The sequence below is a fragment of the Fibrobacter sp. UWB11 genome (assembly GCF_900143015.1).
Lineage (GTDB): Bacteria > Fibrobacterota > Fibrobacteria > Fibrobacterales > Fibrobacteraceae > Fibrobacter.
The window spans coordinates 271,105-287,984 of the sequence record NZ_FSRT01000001.1 but is presented as its reverse complement, the minus strand read 5'-3'; the positions used below and the strand labels follow the sequence as shown (position 1 = coordinate 287,984).

The 16,880-nt window shown below is 48.0% G+C and carries 14 protein-coding genes and 1 tRNA gene; 6 read left to right on the top strand and 9 right to left on the bottom strand.

What is annotated here, in order from left to right:
- Both BUQ91_RS01370 and BUQ91_RS01365 read right to left on the bottom strand, forming a co-directional pair.
- Complete coding sequence (locus tag BUQ91_RS01370) at nucleotides 1–1,101, bottom strand: LptF/LptG family permease (RefSeq protein ID WP_072827521.1); 1,101 nt, start codon at nucleotides 1,099–1,101, stop codon at nucleotides 1–3.
- The gene (locus BUQ91_RS01365; RefSeq protein WP_074207872.1) at nucleotides 1,101–2,504 is read right to left on the bottom strand and encodes an LptF/LptG family permease; all 1,404 of its coding nucleotides are present in this window, start codon (nucleotides 2,502–2,504) and stop codon (nucleotides 1,101–1,103) included. The genes BUQ91_RS01370 and BUQ91_RS01365 overlap by 1 nt, the downstream gene beginning before the upstream one ends.
- Nucleotides 2,505–2,568: 64 nt before the next feature.
- Here BUQ91_RS01365 and BUQ91_RS01360 point away from each other — a divergent pair, with 64 nt between their 5' ends.
- From BUQ91_RS01360 to BUQ91_RS01345, 4 genes are all read left to right on the top strand, one after another.
- The gene (locus tag BUQ91_RS01360; protein WP_072827523.1) at nucleotides 2,569–3,420 is read left to right on the top strand and encodes an outer membrane protein assembly factor BamD; all 852 of its coding nucleotides are present in this window, start codon (nucleotides 2,569–2,571) and stop codon (nucleotides 3,418–3,420) included.
- An 8-nt stretch (nucleotides 3,421–3,428) separates the two neighbouring features.
- On the top strand, nucleotides 3,429–4,610 hold the full coding sequence (locus tag BUQ91_RS01355; protein WP_254842199.1) for a hypothetical protein: 1,182 nt from the start codon (nucleotides 3,429–3,431) through the stop codon (nucleotides 4,608–4,610).
- A complete protein-coding gene (locus BUQ91_RS01350; protein ID WP_074207871.1) occupies nucleotides 4,610–6,238 on the top strand; it encodes a CehA/McbA family metallohydrolase domain-containing protein in 1,629 nt (542 codons plus the stop codon). Before BUQ91_RS01355 ends, BUQ91_RS01350 begins: the two co-directional genes overlap by 1 nt.
- Before the next feature lie 200 nt (nucleotides 6,239–6,438).
- Nucleotides 6,439–7,431, top strand: coding sequence for a rhomboid family intramembrane serine protease (locus BUQ91_RS01345; RefSeq protein WP_074207870.1), 993 nt, complete (start codon nucleotides 6,439–6,441; stop codon nucleotides 7,429–7,431).
- Between the two features lie 8 nt (nucleotides 7,432–7,439).
- On the opposite strand, the gene BUQ91_RS01340 is transcribed toward BUQ91_RS01345, so the two are convergent.
- The 3 genes from BUQ91_RS01340 to BUQ91_RS01330 form a co-directional block, all read right to left on the bottom strand.
- Nucleotides 7,440–7,727, bottom strand: a complete 288-nt coding sequence (locus BUQ91_RS01340) for a hypothetical protein (protein ID WP_072827526.1) — start codon at nucleotides 7,725–7,727, stop codon at nucleotides 7,440–7,442.
- A gap of 90 nt (nucleotides 7,728–7,817) precedes the next feature.
- Complete coding sequence (locus BUQ91_RS01335) at nucleotides 7,818–8,351, bottom strand: hypothetical protein (protein ID WP_074207869.1); 534 nt, start codon at nucleotides 8,349–8,351, stop codon at nucleotides 7,818–7,820.
- Nucleotides 8,352–8,444: 93 nt separating this feature from the next.
- Complete coding sequence (locus tag BUQ91_RS01330; protein WP_072827528.1) at nucleotides 8,445–9,131, bottom strand: tetratricopeptide repeat protein; 687 nt, start codon at nucleotides 9,129–9,131, stop codon at nucleotides 8,445–8,447.
- Nucleotides 9,132–9,245: 114 nt separating this feature from the next.
- Between BUQ91_RS01330 and BUQ91_RS01325 the strand changes: the two genes are divergently transcribed.
- Both BUQ91_RS01325 and BUQ91_RS01320 read left to right on the top strand, forming a co-directional pair.
- Nucleotides 9,246–9,318: transfer RNA gene (locus tag BUQ91_RS01325), tRNA-Thr, on the top strand.
- A 211-nt stretch (nucleotides 9,319–9,529) separates the two neighbouring features.
- Entirely contained in the window at nucleotides 9,530–11,305 is a 1,776-nt protein-coding gene (locus tag BUQ91_RS01320; protein WP_074207868.1) for a DNA repair helicase XPB, read from the top strand.
- Between the two features lie 270 nt (nucleotides 11,306–11,575).
- Here the strand turns inward: BUQ91_RS01320 and BUQ91_RS01315 are convergent, their stop codons facing one another.
- The 4 genes from BUQ91_RS01315 to BUQ91_RS01300 form a co-directional block, all read right to left on the bottom strand.
- A complete protein-coding gene (locus BUQ91_RS01315; RefSeq protein WP_083601105.1) occupies nucleotides 11,576–13,645 on the bottom strand; it encodes a T9SS type A sorting domain-containing protein in 2,070 nt (689 codons plus the stop codon).
- A gap of 101 nt (nucleotides 13,646–13,746) precedes the next feature.
- Nucleotides 13,747–15,456 carry a Na/Pi cotransporter family protein gene (locus tag BUQ91_RS01310; RefSeq protein ID WP_074207866.1) on the bottom strand — a complete coding sequence of 570 codons (1,710 nt, stop codon included), beginning with the start codon at nucleotides 15,454–15,456 and terminating at the stop codon, nucleotides 13,747–13,749.
- Between the two features lie 188 nt (nucleotides 15,457–15,644).
- Complete coding sequence (ispF, locus tag BUQ91_RS01305) at nucleotides 15,645–16,133, bottom strand: 2-C-methyl-D-erythritol 2,4-cyclodiphosphate synthase (protein ID WP_074207865.1); 489 nt, start codon at nucleotides 16,131–16,133, stop codon at nucleotides 15,645–15,647.
- Between the two features lie 130 nt (nucleotides 16,134–16,263).
- On the bottom strand, nucleotides 16,264–16,833 hold the full coding sequence (locus tag BUQ91_RS01300) for a hypothetical protein (protein ID WP_074207864.1): 570 nt from the start codon (nucleotides 16,831–16,833) through the stop codon (nucleotides 16,264–16,266).
- Nucleotides 16,834–16,880: the final 47 nt, after the last annotated feature.

Here is a 16,880-nt window from a genome sequence, read left to right as displayed (position 1 = left end):
CTACAAGCGGAATGATCGGTATAACATTACAAACGCGAGACCAGCATAAATGAAGTGACTGTTCCACGCCGCCCAGAACGGCGACAGAGCCCCGTTTTCACCCATTTTAAGCCCTATTCTCTCTAGAATATAATAGCTAAAAACGAGCAACAGACCAACACCGAATTTCTGGGAAAGGCCCCCAGAACGGCTATACCGGTGGCAAAGCGCCGCCCCAATCAAAAGAACAATCAAGTTCATCCAGTGCGCCGAATACTTGAACTGCAGAGCAGTCTCCATAGCTCGGGTATCTTCGCCTGAACGTCTTAGCACATTGATGCGCTCCTTGACCATCTTGGAATCCATTTCGTCAGCGAGTTGCCGTTCGTTGATAAGGTCATTGGGGTGCGTATTCACCTTGCCCTTCATGCTTTCGGCGCGGACTTGGGAAACCTCAACAGAGCCGTCTTTCTTGAACACACGATGGTATCCATTTTCAAAACGCCAGAACCCAGCCTTGGTAACCGAATCCTTTTCAATCCAGCGGATAGCACGAACGTCGTAACGTTCGACCAAACGCCCACGATCGCGCACAAGCAATACCACATCACGCCCTTGTCTGTTTTTGCCGGAGTAATGTTTAAAGAACCAACTGTTTTTTTCGCTATCGATAAACGTAAAGTCCTGTTTTTCCTTGATGCGCGGATTTTTGCGTTTTTGCGCATTCGTTTCCATGATTTCAAAGCGCTTGTGGTTTGCATCCGGGAGCCAGTGTTCGCTCATTTCGTACGAACCAATCGACATGAGAATGCCCAAGAAAAATATGGGGAGAAGCGTCTTGAACGGACTTTGACCGGAGCTCTGCATGGCACTCATTTCGAGATGACGAGCCATGTTACCTACCGAGGCGAGAACCGCAATAAACAAAGCAACCGGGGTGATTAAGTACAAAATATACGGGAGATAACTCAAGTAATAATCGCTGACAGCTTTCATGTCGCGAGCAAGCCAGGTCTTGATGTTACCAACAAAGTCAATTACAACAAAGATGAGAATTGCTCCGCACACCACGATGAGGAACATCTTCAAGAAATTCCAGATAAGGTATCGAGAGAACTTCATCAGACATGCCTCACGACTTTAAGGAAGAATCGACCAATAGCCTTAAAGATTACAGAAGGCTTTAATCTAGATTCGCCCGAGAAACGGTCGCGAATCATTGCTCGCGTAAGGAGAATTCCGAACACACCGATGATGATATTCGAAACCCACATGGCAAGTTCCGGAGAGACAATCAGACGGTCAGCCAAGTTTTCGCCACCAATAAGGCAAATCCAGTAAATGACAAAGAAAGCAAGGCTATAGAGAATACCCGTACCAATACCACCCTTGCGCGCCATGATTCCCAAAGGAGCTCCAATCAACACGAAAATGAAGCATGCAAAAGCAGTACTGAACTTTTTATGGATTTCGACCATGTACTGCGCAGAACGTTTAAGTTCACCTTCCATGCGGCCCCAAACACGTTCTGTAGCGCGGAGCGAGGCAGTTTCCTGCACGCGGATTTTGCGAAGCCCCTGCACAAACTGCAAGGAATCGCTCATCGGCACACCACTTGCATCTGCCGGGAGAATGCTATCACCTACGGCCAAATCGCGAATGCGGACTAGAGTCGGCAAACGACGAGTTCTCGCCTGCACTGCAGCCGTATCGTACTTGGCTCGTGCATCCGTCACCACATCCCACATCATTTCGACAGGCATTTCACGGTCGCTCCTGTAACTCCTGCTACGGCGTTCCAGGCGGTCATCTACGTTTTGCATGGCCAAATCTTGCGAGAAGAATCGGATACGGAAATAGTTATCCGCATCATCAGGATCGACGAGATGCGTTTCGCCACTACGGAGGCGGAGCATAAGCGTAGCCCCGTTATCCACATAATCCATCGAGGCGCTGTCGGCATACACAATTCGCGGAGCGCCCTTCTTTTCCATTTCAAAAATTTGGATTCCATAGAGCGTGCCCGAAACAGGGTCAATGCGGTTCACCCAAAGTTGCACACCCGGGAACTGCGTAATGAGTCGTCCGGCATCAATGAACACATGCGGTTTTTTGCGAGAAACGGCGTTCATGAGTTCCACGGAACGATGGTTTGCCTCCGGGAGCACCCAGTTGTTGAACACGACCATCAAGACCGAAAGCAAAAGGGCAACAAGAAGCACCGGACGCATCAGCGACAATGGTGAAATGCCAGCTGCCTTGACAGCCGTAATCTCTTGGTCGCCCGACATACGGCCAAACGTCATGAGACTTGCTACAAGAACCGCCATCGGAATCGAAAGCGAAAGCATCCAAGCCAAGTTGAGCGCAAAAATTTCAAGAACTGTAGATGTAGGCAAGCCCTTGGACAACACATTGTCCAAGATTTTGACCAAAAAGTCAACTACAAACAAAAAAGTAATGCCAAAGAGCGAAGCCAAAAAAGGACCTATCAGCTCTTTCAAGACATAGCGGACTAAAATCATTTTTCTCTAGAGTCGTTTTTTTCTACTTTACAGCATGAAAGTTAGAATTAACCAAAGAAAAAAAATGAAAAAAGTTTTCAAGAGTACCCTGTTCGTTCCTCTTTTCCTTTATATGGCAACCATGATGGGTTGTTCCTCTACTACAAATGAAAAAATCACCCACACGGACTGGTGCAAAAAGCGCTATGAATACGCAGAGGAACTTTTCAAGGCTAAAAAGTACGGACGCACCGTCGAAAAGCTCGAAGAAATTCTTTCTACCTGTGCAGGTTCTGGCTACATGGAACAAGCTCAGTTCTTGCTTGCCGAAAGCCATTTCAACCTGGAGCAGTGGATTGAAGCCCGTGGCGAATACGGAAGCTTTATCGTGAACTTCCCGGGTTCTCCGTTTGCAGAAACCGCCGAATTCCGCAAGGCAGTTTCTTCGTTCAACATGGATTACAAAATTGACCGTGACGAATCGAACACGACAACCGCCATGAAGGACTTTGAACGTTACCTAGCAAACCACCCGAATACCCCGCTCCGCGACTCGGTCAATTACTACTATAACTTGCTCGTAGACCGCGTTGCCGAAAAGGAATTCCAGACAGGCCGCCTTTACTTGCGCATGGAAAAGCCGCAGGCCGCCGTGATTTACTTCAAGGAATTTTTGGAAACATACCCGAAGGCGAAGCGCCGTCAAGAAACGCTCTTCCTCATTGCAGACGCCTATACGGATCTTGACCAGTTCGAATCCGCAAGAGAATACCTCGCTGTTGCACAGAACGAATCTAGCGAAGACAAGGAAATTCAAAAACGCGTGAAGAAGGCCGAAGAAAAGATTGCAAAGGCCGAAGAATCCTATGAAAAGCGCCTCAAGAAAGAAGCAGAAAAGAAGCGCATGCAGAAAGAAGAAAAGACTTTGGCTAACTAGGCGCACGGATGAAGTTTAAGTCCAGAAATATCGTTTTTTCGTTCGTTGCAACATTGCTGCTTGCAGCAACAGGCTTTGCCGCGAGCGAAGAAAAGCTGGACCACGACAATTCCATTTTGTCCGTCTTTGTGCAGCCATCAATTTCGTTCATCAGCTTCGAAGAACGCAAATACTTCCAAAATGCCATCGACACCATCTATTACGGATTCAAGGAAAACGCAGTCAATAGTGCCGAATCCTTGAACGTAGCAAAACAGGATTTCCAGAAAGTCAATTTTTGCTTTCCGATTACAGCGGGAATTCAATGGCAATTTGCCGAAGACCATTTTTTGAGTGCGGGCATCGGATTTATTTACGATAACGAATCAGTTGTCTTGACCGACCGCAAAAGCAGCACTCACAGTTACGAATACACGCTCCAAGGCATTCCAATGTATTTGGAATACCGATTTGCCTTGCCCAAGAATTTTATAACACTCAGCACGGGTGGACTTTTCAGTTTAGCCGTACGTTGGTACTGGGCGTTACCGGGCACCGAAATCTACACGACCTGGGGTAAACTCGAAGCAGAAACTCCACTCCTTGGCGCAGGCTTTGGCGTAAGCGTGGGTTATCTTTTTGCAACTTGGAAAAGCTTTAAACTTTACGGCGACATTGGATTCAATTCCATCTCCGTGAAGTCGAACAAAAAGTTCTCGGACATTGTGCCTAATGGTCCGAACGAAAAAGCAAAGTGGAACCTTGGTGGGTTACAATTGCAAATCAGGGGTTCTTTTGGACTGTGGAATAAGCCAAAGCCAAAAGACGATGACGACGATGATGATGACGACGATGGCGAAAACGCAAAGCCAAAAGTCATGATTATCGACGATACGAAAAAGGATTCGACAAATGTAATTGCAGATAGCGCAAAAGTGGATTCGACAATCGCGAGCACCTCCGTTACGGATTCGCTGAAAACGGTGCAAGATTCTGTGAAAGTCACTGCCGACACGGCAAAGGTCGCAGACTCGTTAGATGTCGCTGCGGATTCTGCAAAAGCAACCATAGACAGTGCAAAAGTCACAGCAGCTACAGCAAAAGACTCTGTTGGAACTGCGCAGTCAAAAGATCCGGTCACACCTGCAACACCGGCAGAAAAAAAAGCGCCGGCAGTACCCGCCGAAGAAATCAAAACAAAAGGTGACTGATGAGCTTTTTACCAGGGGAAAAATTGCGTTACGCCGAGACGCATTTTAAGTTCAAGCTACCCTGGTCGCTCCTTTACAAGCCGTGGCCCGAAATTATTTTCGATGCACCGTTCCAGTTCGTGCCGGGCGTTGAACCCACATTATGGATTGTGGTACGCGATGCCGACCGTTTCCCGACAACTCTAAAAAATGCAGAAATTGTTTTAAAAAGCGCTGTCGACGAATGCTGCGGAACGTATTTTGAAAATGTGCGGGTTCATGAAACGCAGTTTCAAGATGCGCACAAACCCGGAATCACCATCTGCAAAGAATTGAATATTGAAGTCCGAGAGCAGATGAAATTCATTCCACTTGCGCTCGGGAAAATTCCTGCGGGCTCTTACGAAGCGCATTGCAAACTGACCGTCGAACGCGACGGAAAAACGCAAACATTTGAGCGCTGGAACTTACCGCGTTTAAAACCCGTTCCGCTCCGCTTCAAAGTATTGAACGAAAAGCCTCCCATCGCTCCCGGCTACGCCGCGGGCGAAATGCACTGCCACACGCATTACTCCGCAGACCATGTGGAATATGGCGCTACACCCGAAGTTTTGCAACAAGCGGCAAAAGCAGTCGGGCTCGATTTTGTAAGCTGTACCGATCACGCTTACGACTTCGCCTTCACGCAAGAAGACTACACGAAAGAAGCAGTCTCGCCCGTTCCGAGATTCCAAAAGTTGAGCGAAGAAATCGCAGCGCTCCCAGAGAAAGATGAAAACGGAGGCGACATGCCGCTCATGATTGCTGGCGAAGAAGTTTCTGCCGGCAACAGCAAAGGCGAGAACGTGCACATGACCGTCCTCGGCCCCGAAGGTTACCTCCCGGGCCTCGGCGATTGCGGCCGCTACTGGCTCGAAAACAGGCCCACACGCAGCATCAAACAAATTTTAAACATGACCGAGGCGCACTGCTTTGCAGCGCACCCATTCCAGCAAATGGGACTCTTGGAAAAATTTGTATTCCGCCGCGGTTATTGGAAACCCGAAGACTTGAACATCAAAGGAAAGCACCCCATTCGCGGGCTGCAATTCTGGAACGGTATCCGCGATGAAGGTTTCAAGCTCGGCCGAGAATTTTGGATAAATGAATTAGGAAAGGGTAATTATTTATTGCCTATCGGCGGAAACGATGCCCATGGCGATTTGAACGGCATGACCGCTGTAAGCCTACCGCTCTTTTCGCTCAAGCACACCCGCGCCCATACATTCGGAAACGTCCGCACGGTTGTAAAATTAAACAAGAGCGGTTCGACAACCCTCGTCGACATAAACGCAGCCTTCGCCGCCGACAATTGCTACATCACAGACGGTCCTGCACTCTGGTGGGAACGCACCGGCAAAGAAATCACATTCCACGCCCGCAGCAACAAAGAAATGGGCGGCGGTTTCCGCTATATCCGCATTTTCGGGCGCAGAGAACTCCCCAACGGCAAACTCGCACCCACAGAAGAAATCATGCTCGGAAGCCTTGTCGCGGCCCCCGATCACGCCGACATTCCCGTCGCGACCTTCGGCTTTGCCTACGTGCGCGCCGAATGTGAAACTGCAACAGGCAAATTCGCCCTCACCTCGGCAGCTCAGTTGTTATAACGACGTTTCAAAAAATTCCTTAAACATTTGCTTTTGAAACGTTTGCATGTTATTTTTTGAATAAGCAAGGAGTCTATTTGAGCTGATTTTATCTTTTTAAAATGTTTGAGGCGGATTTCACTTTTTGGCACGCGGTTTGCTTTTAAACAAAAACAAGAATAAAATATCCGATTTACTAATGACGCAGAAGGAAGGTAACCATGCCACACTTTATATCGCCCATGATTCGCCGCAGGCCTTCCGCCGAAGATACGCATTCTCGAGAATCCGCGCCATCCTCAATTGAACAAAGTATCGATTTTTCACAAACCGCACAATCAGAAGAGCAGCAGACTCCGCCCGACGTGCGCATCAGCGAGGGAGGTTTTAGGCAAATCCGCGACGAAAGCCTTGTACTCTTATCACAGGGAATCTCGCACCGCATCGATCGTTCCGAAGAAGGCCCTTTCCAAATTTTCGTGGAACCCGAAAAACGCCGTGCCGCGCAATTCCAAATTCGCCTTTACCACCGCGAAAATCCCCCGCGCGATGAAAATCCGCCTCTCCCGCTAAAGTTCACGCTCCAGCCGCTATGGGTCCTTGCTATTCCCATCGTTTGTACGCTATTCGACTTCTCCGACATGTTCGTCCAAATGCACAACGCAGGCATCGCCGATGCCTCCAAGATTCTACGCGGGGAATGGTGGCGCACAATTACCGCCATGACGCTCCACAGCGACAGCCGCCACCTCGCATCAAACCTAGTCTCGGGATTCTTAGCGCTAAGCCTGCTCCATTACCGCATCCCGCTCGCCAAACTAGTGCCATTCTTGGCGGTCGCAAGCGCTGTCGCAAATTTCTTTGTGGCGCTTACAGTGCAGACAAATTTCCGCTCGCTCGGCTTTTCCGGCTTCGTTTTCGCAACCATCGGTTGCCTCGCCGTCATTGAATTCCGTCTCATGCCGCGCGAAACGCACGGCATGCTCCGCAGATTCGCGCCGCTCTGCGGCGCCGCCTCCCTCGCTGTATTCTTAGGCCTTGGCGAAAACGCCGACATTCTCGGCCACCTATACGGTTTTATTGCAGGCCTCCTTTGCGGATTCATTCCCAAAAAGAAAACGCTCCGCTGGGGAGCGCCTACTGCTATCGCAGACATTTTCTGGGTCATTGCCTATTACGCGTTGTTCGCCATCGGCTGGGCGTTAGCATTTTAAGCGCGCCATTAAAACGCGGACCCGACTTTCACACCTTTTTTGTCCAATTTTTTCAGTTCTATATAGAACCTTTCCACAACCTGTTTACGGATTTCATTTTGTTCTTCTTCGCTAAAATTGCGATTACGCGATTTGAATTCGGCAACAAGCTGATTACACTTGGCCTGGTCATACTCATGCGTTTCACACTTGATGCCGCTGTCCACGACATCATTCACAAACTTTTCCGGGGAATCTCCACACGCGGTCAGAGAAATTGGAATAGACACCAAAAGTGCCAAGAAAATATTTTTCATGGCCCCACCCTCCCATTTTTAGGTTGTGTATGCTATCAATATAACTTATACAGACTGACGTAGATGTAAATTGATTTTTATAAAGCCCTTTTAATATTTCATGAGTTTTTGATATTGAATTTCAAAAATTTTTTTCTCATCATCCAAACTCATTTCGCCATTAAGTTCACTAACGCGTTTATCCAGTTTTAAACACTCTTCTTCAGGCAATTGCTGGTCATTTTCGCACTTTGTCACAAAGACATGAACTGTATCAACCGCTTTTTTTAACAATTCACTACAATCATTACAATCTGCTGGTAAAACGGCTGGAGCTTCACTCAAAAATTTTATGCCGGCGTCATCTTCTTCTTTTCTTTGCTCTACAAACTTGCCCGCCTTCTCCACCATTATCTGATATTTTTCAGACCCAATTCTAGTGACTTCTTTCTTTTCCTCATCAGTCAATTTGTTCTTTTTTTCAGTCCACTCTTGGCACGCTGTTTTCAAATTTTCGGCTTTTCCGTTAGAAGTACAGATGAAGCTCACATAAAAAATATCATCTGCCATTTTTTCCAACGAACTTTTGCTACCGGCACAAGCAAAAAGCATTGCGGCAACTATGCAAATCAGTTTTTTTTTCATGAATTTTCTCCATTATGTTGTACAATAAAATCAATATATAAAAAAGCCCGTCCCCGCTAAGGAGACGAGCCTAAATTTCCAAAAAATCAGCAATTAGATAGCAGCAAGGAACTTGCGAGCCTTGTCAGCGAGACCGCGGTTGTCACCATATACATGGAGCAACTTTTCAGCGGTAGCCTTAGCCTTGTCAGTTGCACCGAGCTGCTGGTACACGAGCGTGAGCTTCCACATAGCGTCAGCAACCATCGGGACCTCGTCAGCCGGTTCGTCCTTCTGGTAGCGGTCTTCCTTGTCGCCAGTGCGCTTGCCAAATTCAGCAATGTACTTTTCGAGGAAGTTTGCTGCAGCAGAGAAGTCACCCTTTTCCATCTTCACAGCGGCAAGACCGTGCATGGCAGCCGAACGCACAAGAGCAACAGAGCCTGCATTGTCGAGAGAGGTCTGGAAGTGGAATGCAGCACCATCATAGTCCTTCTTTTCGTACTTGATGTTACCGGCGAGGAGAGCTGCCTTAGCAAGAGCAAGGCCTTCGAGCTTGCCAGAAGCAATCTTACCTTCGAATTCTACGAGAGCACTGTCCTTTTCGCCAGCATAGAGGTAAGTAAGACCCATACCAATGAGTTCGCTCTGTTCAGCAGCAGCAACCTTACGTGCTTCCTTATACTGCACAATGCCTGCGATAAGAGCAAAGAGAACGACGAATGCCACAGCGATCTTTGTTCCGTGCTGGACAAAGAATGCTTTAAGTTCAGATTGGTTATTATTAGATTCGTTAGCCATATTTTAAGCTTCCATGTTAAAAAATTTCTCGTAGACCAATCATAGAAAAAAAAATAAAGGTTGTCAGTAAATCTTGACAAGAATTAATCGATTTACTATCTTTGTTCTCGCTTCGCCGCTCTAGCTCAGCTGGTAGAGCAGCTGATTCGTAATCAGCAGGTCGGCAGTTCAAATCTGCTGGGCGGCTCGAAAGACTCCTCGGACTTAAATCCGGGGAGTTTTTTTGCATATCACCCCGGCGCCGAGCTCTTTGACTACTTGCAGCTCTGCTGCTTAGTAGTCATGATCCGCGTATGGGGAGGAAATCTCCATTTATTATACCAAAGCCTTTTTGTAAGATTTTCAGCAAAAACGTACGACTTGCGAAACGCGCCCTAAATAACTAAATTTGTCGCTCTATGAATCCGAATGGCGCAATCATTGTACAAAGTAACCTCGAAATCATGGTCGAGGTCGACAATCCTAATTATACCACCGCACGTGATGCAATCGCCCCCTTTACAGAGCTTGTCAAAAGCCCGGAGCACCTGCACACTTATAAGATTTCTCATTTGAGCTTGTGGAACGCTGCCGCAACAGGCCTGCGCGCACCCGAAGTCCTCGAAAGACTCGAGAGCCAAAGCCGCTACCCCATACCGCCGACTGTCGTTACCGAAATTGAAGATTACATGGCCCGCTACGGCCTCCTTCGTTTAAAGAAAGAAGACGGCCGTTTGATGATGGAATCCGATGACAAAATCATGTTCCTCGAAATTTGCAAGTTGAGGGATGTGGAACCGTTCATCATCGAATACATCGATGACACGCACGTCGTTGTTGACCCGGAACGCCGTGGCCACTTGAAGATGGTCCTCACCAACGCAGGCTTCCCAGTCGAAGACTTGGCCGGTTACACTGTTGGCGACCCACTCCCCATCAAGCTCCGCGAAACAACCGTTTCTGGAAAGCCGTTCAACCTCCGCGATTACCAGAAGGATGCCGCACAGGTGTTCTATGCGAGCGGTAGCGAAAAGGGCGGTTCCGGCGTGATCGTTCTCCCCTGCGGTTCCGGTAAGACTGTTATCGGCCTTGCCACCATGGCTTTAATACAAACTAAGACTCTTATTTTGACACCGAACATTTCGTCTTCCCGCCAGTGGATTCGCGAAATCTGCGACAAGACGAACCTCACGCTCGACCAAGTCAAGGAATACTCCGGCGAAGTGAAGGAAATCGGCCCGGTGACAGTTGCCACCTACCAAATCTTGACGCAGCGCAAGCGCGCTAAGAAGGGTGACGAAAACAAGGAAGGCAAGGAACCAGAAATGACCGAAGAAGAGGTCAAGAAGGAACTTGCAAACTTCCCGCTTTTCAGCCAGGAAAAGTGGGGCCTCATGATTTACGACGAAGTCCACTTGCTCCCGGCTCCGGTGTTCCGCTTGAGTACCGAAATGCAGGCAACGCGCCGTTTGGGCCTTACGGCAACGCTCGTCCGTGAAGACCACAAGGAAACTGAAGTATTCAGCTTGATCGGACCGAAAAAGTTCGACATTCCTTGGCGCATCTTGGAAGCCCAGGGCTGGATTGCCACCGCCGACTGTAACGAAATCCGCATCCCGATGGATCCGGAACTCAAGATGAAGTACGCTCTTGCTCCGGTGCGCGACAAGATCACGCTCGCAAGCACGAACCCCGAAAAGACGGACATCGTCGAGCGCCTGCTCAAGTATTTCAGCAAGCCGGACGACCGCGTGCTCATCATCGGCCAGTACATTGACCAGCTCGAAGCGCTCTCCGAAGACTTGCAGATTCCGCTCATTACCGGCAAGACGCCGAACAAGGAACGCGAAAAGCTCTATGGAGCCTTCCGTTCCGGTGCGCAGAAGAACCTCATGGTTTCGAAAGTCGGTAACTTCGCTATCGACTTGCCAGATGCAAACGTGCTTATCCAGATTTCCGGTACCTTCGGAAGCCGCCAGGAAGAAGCACAACGCCTCGGCCGCGTGTTGCGCCCCAAGAGCGACGGCGGCGCCGCCCACTTCTACAGCATCGTGACGCAGGACTCCAAGGAACAGGAATTTGCCATGAACCGTCAGCTGTTCCTCACGGAACAGGGCTACGCCTACAAGATCATCAAGCGCGGCGACTGGGACATTCTCTCGAGAACGCCCGAGGAACTCGCTGCCCGCACATAGTCTCGCTACGTTCGGCTTCTACGTCATTCCTTTTCAAGGCTTGACTCGGTCGCCTCGGTAATGAGAAAGCGAGCATTCTCGCAACTCTCGGCTTCTACGTCATTCATCTCGATGCTTGACTGGGGCGCCTCGGTAATGAGAATGCAAGCATTCTCGCTACTCTCGGCTTCTACGTCATTCTGAGGGGCGAATAGCCGCGAAGAATCCAGTCAAATCTTGCATATTAAAAAGGCTCCGCGGTGGCGGAGCCTTTTTTGCATTGCCAAGTCTTTATTTCACGGCAATTCTTGCGGTACGAACCATGCTGTTGCTTTCGACTCGCACAAGATAATTGCCACGGTTCAAATGAGCGAGACTAATGCTCTTTGCGCCATTCACAGATTCTGCAAACGTTTCGACCAGATGACCGGTCAAGTCGAACACTTGCACATGCACCATCGAAGATGTGGGCACAGCAACCGTCAGCACATTGTTTGCATAGCCAAACTTCACGCTGTTCATCGCCACCGTCGCAATCCCAGTAGTCTTTTCGCTCGAAGAGGATTCGGCCTTTTCGCTAGAGCTGGACTTTGCGGAACTTGAAGAAGGTTCAGAACTTGAAGAGGAAACCACAGAGCTCGAAGATACCACAACGCTAGAGCTGGACTGCACAGCAGAGCTGCTGGACTGTGCAGAACAGCTAGAAGACAGGACCTCTGCAGAGCTTGAAGAAGCAACCTCCGAGCTCGAAGATGCCACAACGCTAGAGCAGGACTGCACGGCAGAGCTACTACTCGTTGCCGAACTCGACGAAGACGAAATATCGTCAATAGATGCAACGACATTAATCTTGCCCGTTACAGTCTTTGTTTCTCCATAATAATCCGTCAGTTCGAACCAATAAACGTATTCATAGGCCGCCATTTTAGGATCCACAGTTCCATAAATCTTAACTTGCTTTTTTTCTTTATCTTGTTCCACCTTCAAATCAGCAGGGAAACCCTTACCGTTAATAGATTTCACATGATCGTACGCATAGACAATCGGGGTAATCGCTTCACCGGCAACAACCGTTTGGTCATCACTACCTTCGACAAGTTCAAACTTCAGTTCCACAGGAGTGACATTAATAGTAGCCTCAGCAGAAGCATCATTATCAGCACCTTTTACAGTGAGCGTGACCGTATACGGGCCCTTAGCATTTTCTTCAACCAGCCCTGTAATAGTCACCGTATTACCATCTTTTTTAAGCTCGTAACCACCCGGGAAATTCGTAAGCTCAGGATTAGAGCCATGTTCTACCTTGAAAACAATCGGCTTGATAGAATCGCCGGCAGTCAGCGACTGCGTTTCATTTTCAATGACATATACCTTCGTCTCTACAGACTTATGAATCACATCAACGTTTGCAAAAGCGGTATCATTGTTATTTTCACCAATTGCAATAATTCTTATCGTGTATAATCCACCCTTCAAATTTTCATCGACAGTTCCACTGCACGTGAGCTTATTTTCTTCTACACTATACACAAACGATCCTTTTAACGATCCTTCGAACTTAAATGAAGATAAACTTTCATCGACATGAACATTTGCAAACTCGAACACGACAGGCTCAATCTCATTGCCCGCCAGGACTTCCTGTCTTGCTTTTTCACTAACAAGTTTTATTGATGTGCGAGCCTTGCCACTTTTCACAACAATCGTTCCCGACATGCTCTTTTCATCGCCTTGGTCGTTCTTAACAGTGACTTTGTATTCATAATCACCAGACATTACATCGCTATTTACAGAGCCGACAATCATGATTTTATGTTTTTTTTCATCAATATTCTTTACAAGTCCAGACGGGAGTCCACTCACGCTATAACTTGTTAATCCCTCGTAATCGAAAACGATAGGTGTAATAGACTTACCCGCAGTGACTTTCTGATTCACGTCACCGCTACTTTTATTCCATTTTAAAGACAACGTTTCTTCTTTTTCCAGCACAGTGAACTTGAACTCAGTCTTGGCGAACTTGCCTTCATTGTCCCGGACGACGATAAAAGCATTGTACGTATCAGCGGGAATATCATCTCTCATCTCTCCCGCAATTTCACATCTAGAGCCCACCCACCTTTTCGACAATCCAAAATTTTCCAAAAAGTTCGTCGATGAATATTCTGGTACAGCATCTTCGCCAAGGCCAGTATTTTCATATAGAATCGTAATCGGCTTAATTTCATCGCCAGCATACACGGTCTGGGTAAGTTCCCCTGACAGAACCTGTTGCGTGATCTTTTCCGAAGCTACGTAAGTTTCAGCGGCATTTGCTACCGCAAAGAACAAGGCAAAAGCCAACGCCATGATTTTTTTCATATAGCCCTCCATTTTTCGCCCCTAAAAAAGGCCAAGGTCACCTACTAAATTGCAAATATAAAAATATTGAAAGAGCCGCATTCCCTGCGGCTCCATTCCGATTACTTTCCGAGCAATCTGTGGTTCACGTGCGCTTCGACGACGTTCACCACGTAGTCCCCCAGCTTTTCGCAGTCGTTCACCACATCCATGTAATGCACGCCAATCTGGTAGCTGTAGCGCTGCGCATTGATATCTTCGATATTCAAGTCCTTGAGCATCTTGCGGTAGTCGTTGATTTCAAATTCAAGCGCCATCGTATTCGAAGCCTTCGTATGCGGCTTGTCCTCGATAACATCCACCATCTGCACTAGCGCCTGGTCGCAAAGTTTCATCATGTTTTCTATGCGGCTGTACTGTTCCTCGGTAAAATCTTCCTCAAGATGGAACTTGCGGTTGATGGCGCGAGCCATGTTGTAGCAAGCATCGCCGATACTTTCGATTTCAGAAATTTCCTTCTGCATGCACTGCAACATCGTCTTACTTTCGATACTCAAGCGACCGCCGCTGACCTTGTTCAAGTATTCACCAATTTCAATTTCAAATCTGTCGCTGATACCTTCGTACTTTTCAATGCGGGCGAACAGCTTTACAAAGTCCTCTTCATTTTTCATCTTGAGGAGGTCCGGCAAAAAGCGGTACATCTTGAGAGTGCGTTCTGCAAAGACGTTGATTTCCTTGCGAGCTTCAAAGAGCGAAAGTTCGGCCGTACTCATGAGGCCGCCACTGATAAACTTGATACGGAAATCTTCGCCGTCTTCCTTTTCCTTGATGATCTTGCAGATGAGCGTCTCCATCGGCTTAATGAACCAGATGAGGAGCAGCACGTTACAAAGGTTGAATGCGGTATGGAATCCGGAAAGTGCGTATGTCACGCGAATGCCTGCCTGAGCGATTTCTTCTTGTGTCTGCGGCACAAATGCCGGGTCAAAGCCGACAAAATGGCAAACCATGTTCACGAACGGGTGGAACAAAATCAGCACCCACACCACACCGAACACGTTGAAGAGCATGTGCGCCAAAGCCGCGCGCCTAGCCTGCGTACTTGCCGAAAGCGCCGCGAGGTTCGAGGTCACCGTCGTACCGATGTTTTCGCCCATCACAAGCGCAATTCCCTGGTAAATCGGGAGCACGCCACTAGAGCAAAGAATAAGCGTAATCGCCATGATGGCAGCCGAAGACTGCACGCACATCGTAAGGATACCGCCCAGGAGCAAGAACAAAAGCGTGCTCCAGATGCCGTAGCCGCCCGTCGAGGCAAAGAAATCAATAATCGTCTGGTTATGCGAAAGGTCCATCGCCACCGCGTTTTCACGGAGAGTCGTGAGCCCGAGGAACATAAACGAGAACCCGAAAACAAATTCGCCAAAGCTCTTGACACTGTTCTTGCGGACGTAAGTAAGCACAATGCCAAGCGCAAAGAACGGCCACACCACGCTACTCATGTTGAACTGGAATCCGAAGATGGACATGAGCCACGCCGTTGCCGTCGTACCGATATTTGCGCCCATAATAACAGGAATGGCCTGCCTAAGAGTAAGCAAGCCAGCGTTCACAAAACTAACAGTCATGACGGTAGTCGCAGTCGAAGACTGCACAGCAGCAGTAACGGCAGTACCTGTAAGAAGTCCACCAAGCCTATGCTTGGTCATAGTTCCAAGAACCGTACGGAGGTGTCCACCAGTAAGTTTCTGCAAGCCTTCACTCATCGTCTTCATGCCAAACATAAGGAGAGCGAGGCAACCGATCATCTTGAGAATCATAAGAGTCATAGGTCAATCCTATAAAAGCGCCTCTTACCGGGGTCATCGTCGCTGCCTTTCAGCTAGTCCGGATTCGAGACGTAGTTGTTTCTGTTTTTTAGAACTATGTAAAAAATAGAAATCCCCCTCTGATTCGTCAAAGGGGGGGGAGCTTACATTTTTAGTAGGAATTTTTATTTGGCTCAAGCGGACTGCTATTAAGCCTTCGTTGCAACCATCGCAACGGCTTGGCTGGCGATCCCCTCGCCGCGACCCGTAAAGCCGAGCTTTTCGGTCGTCGTGCCCTTGATACCAATCTGTTTCACGTCAAGGCCAAGCACGCGGGCAATATTTGCCTTCATTTGTTCCTTGTGCGGGTTTACCTTCGGGCGCTCGCACATCACGACGCTATCGATGTTGATGATTTCGTAGCCAGCCTTCTTGACTTCTTCTCCGACCTTGCGCAAGAGTTCCAAGCTGTCCGCGCCCTTGAATGCCGGATCCGTATCCGGGAAGTACGTGCCGATGTCGCCAAGGCCAGCGGCCCCGAGCAAAGCATCGCTAATCGCATGCAAAAGCACGTCGGCATCGCTGTGGCCGAGCAAGCCCTTTTCGTACGGGATGTCCACGCCGCCGATAATGCACTTGCGGCCTTCCACCAACTTGTGAACGTCAAAACCAATACCAGAACGATAAATTTTATCCATAATAATTCCTTTTTCATGCCCGCAGGCATTAATAAGATCAGCTTTTTTATTTTGTCATGCCCGCCGGAGCCTGTCCTGAGCGTCAGTCGAAGGAAGCGGGCATCTCCATTTCATCTAAATAATAAAAATTTTATTCAGCCGATATGCCGTAAACATTCTTCATCGCCTTCACAACTTCAGGGAAATCGCGTTCGCAGACAATGAATGTTTTTCGATATTGACTGTTCCGAAAAATAATTGTGTAGCCACCTTCAAATACACTAAGTTTCATTTCAGGTCGATTCGCCTTATCAAAAGAAAAAGCCCGTTCATCAAAACATGAGCACAGCACAAACCTATCCTTATAGCATTTGACTTTACGGACAATTTTTATTGAATGAAGCGTATCAAAAAATAAATAAGGAGCTCCTATCAAAAAAAGTAATGAAGCAACCAAAAAGTACATATCATCTGTGCGAAATAAGAAAAGACCAAGACAAAGACTCAGAATCGAGCAAACGTGCTGGCGTACAATTTCAAAACGACCGTCATGTTCTCTCTTAGACTCAAACGTGATGCATTCGTCCTCTTTTTCCTGAGATTCCTCTTTGGGCGAATCATCGCCAGCCGGTTTCTGTTCTTCAACCGGTTTCGAAGCCCCGCACCACGGGCAACAAGGCTCGTAATAATCGAACTTTTCACCACATTTCGGACAAATCATTTTAGTTCCCTTTCAAAAACAAAATACAAAAAACATCCCAGCTTATT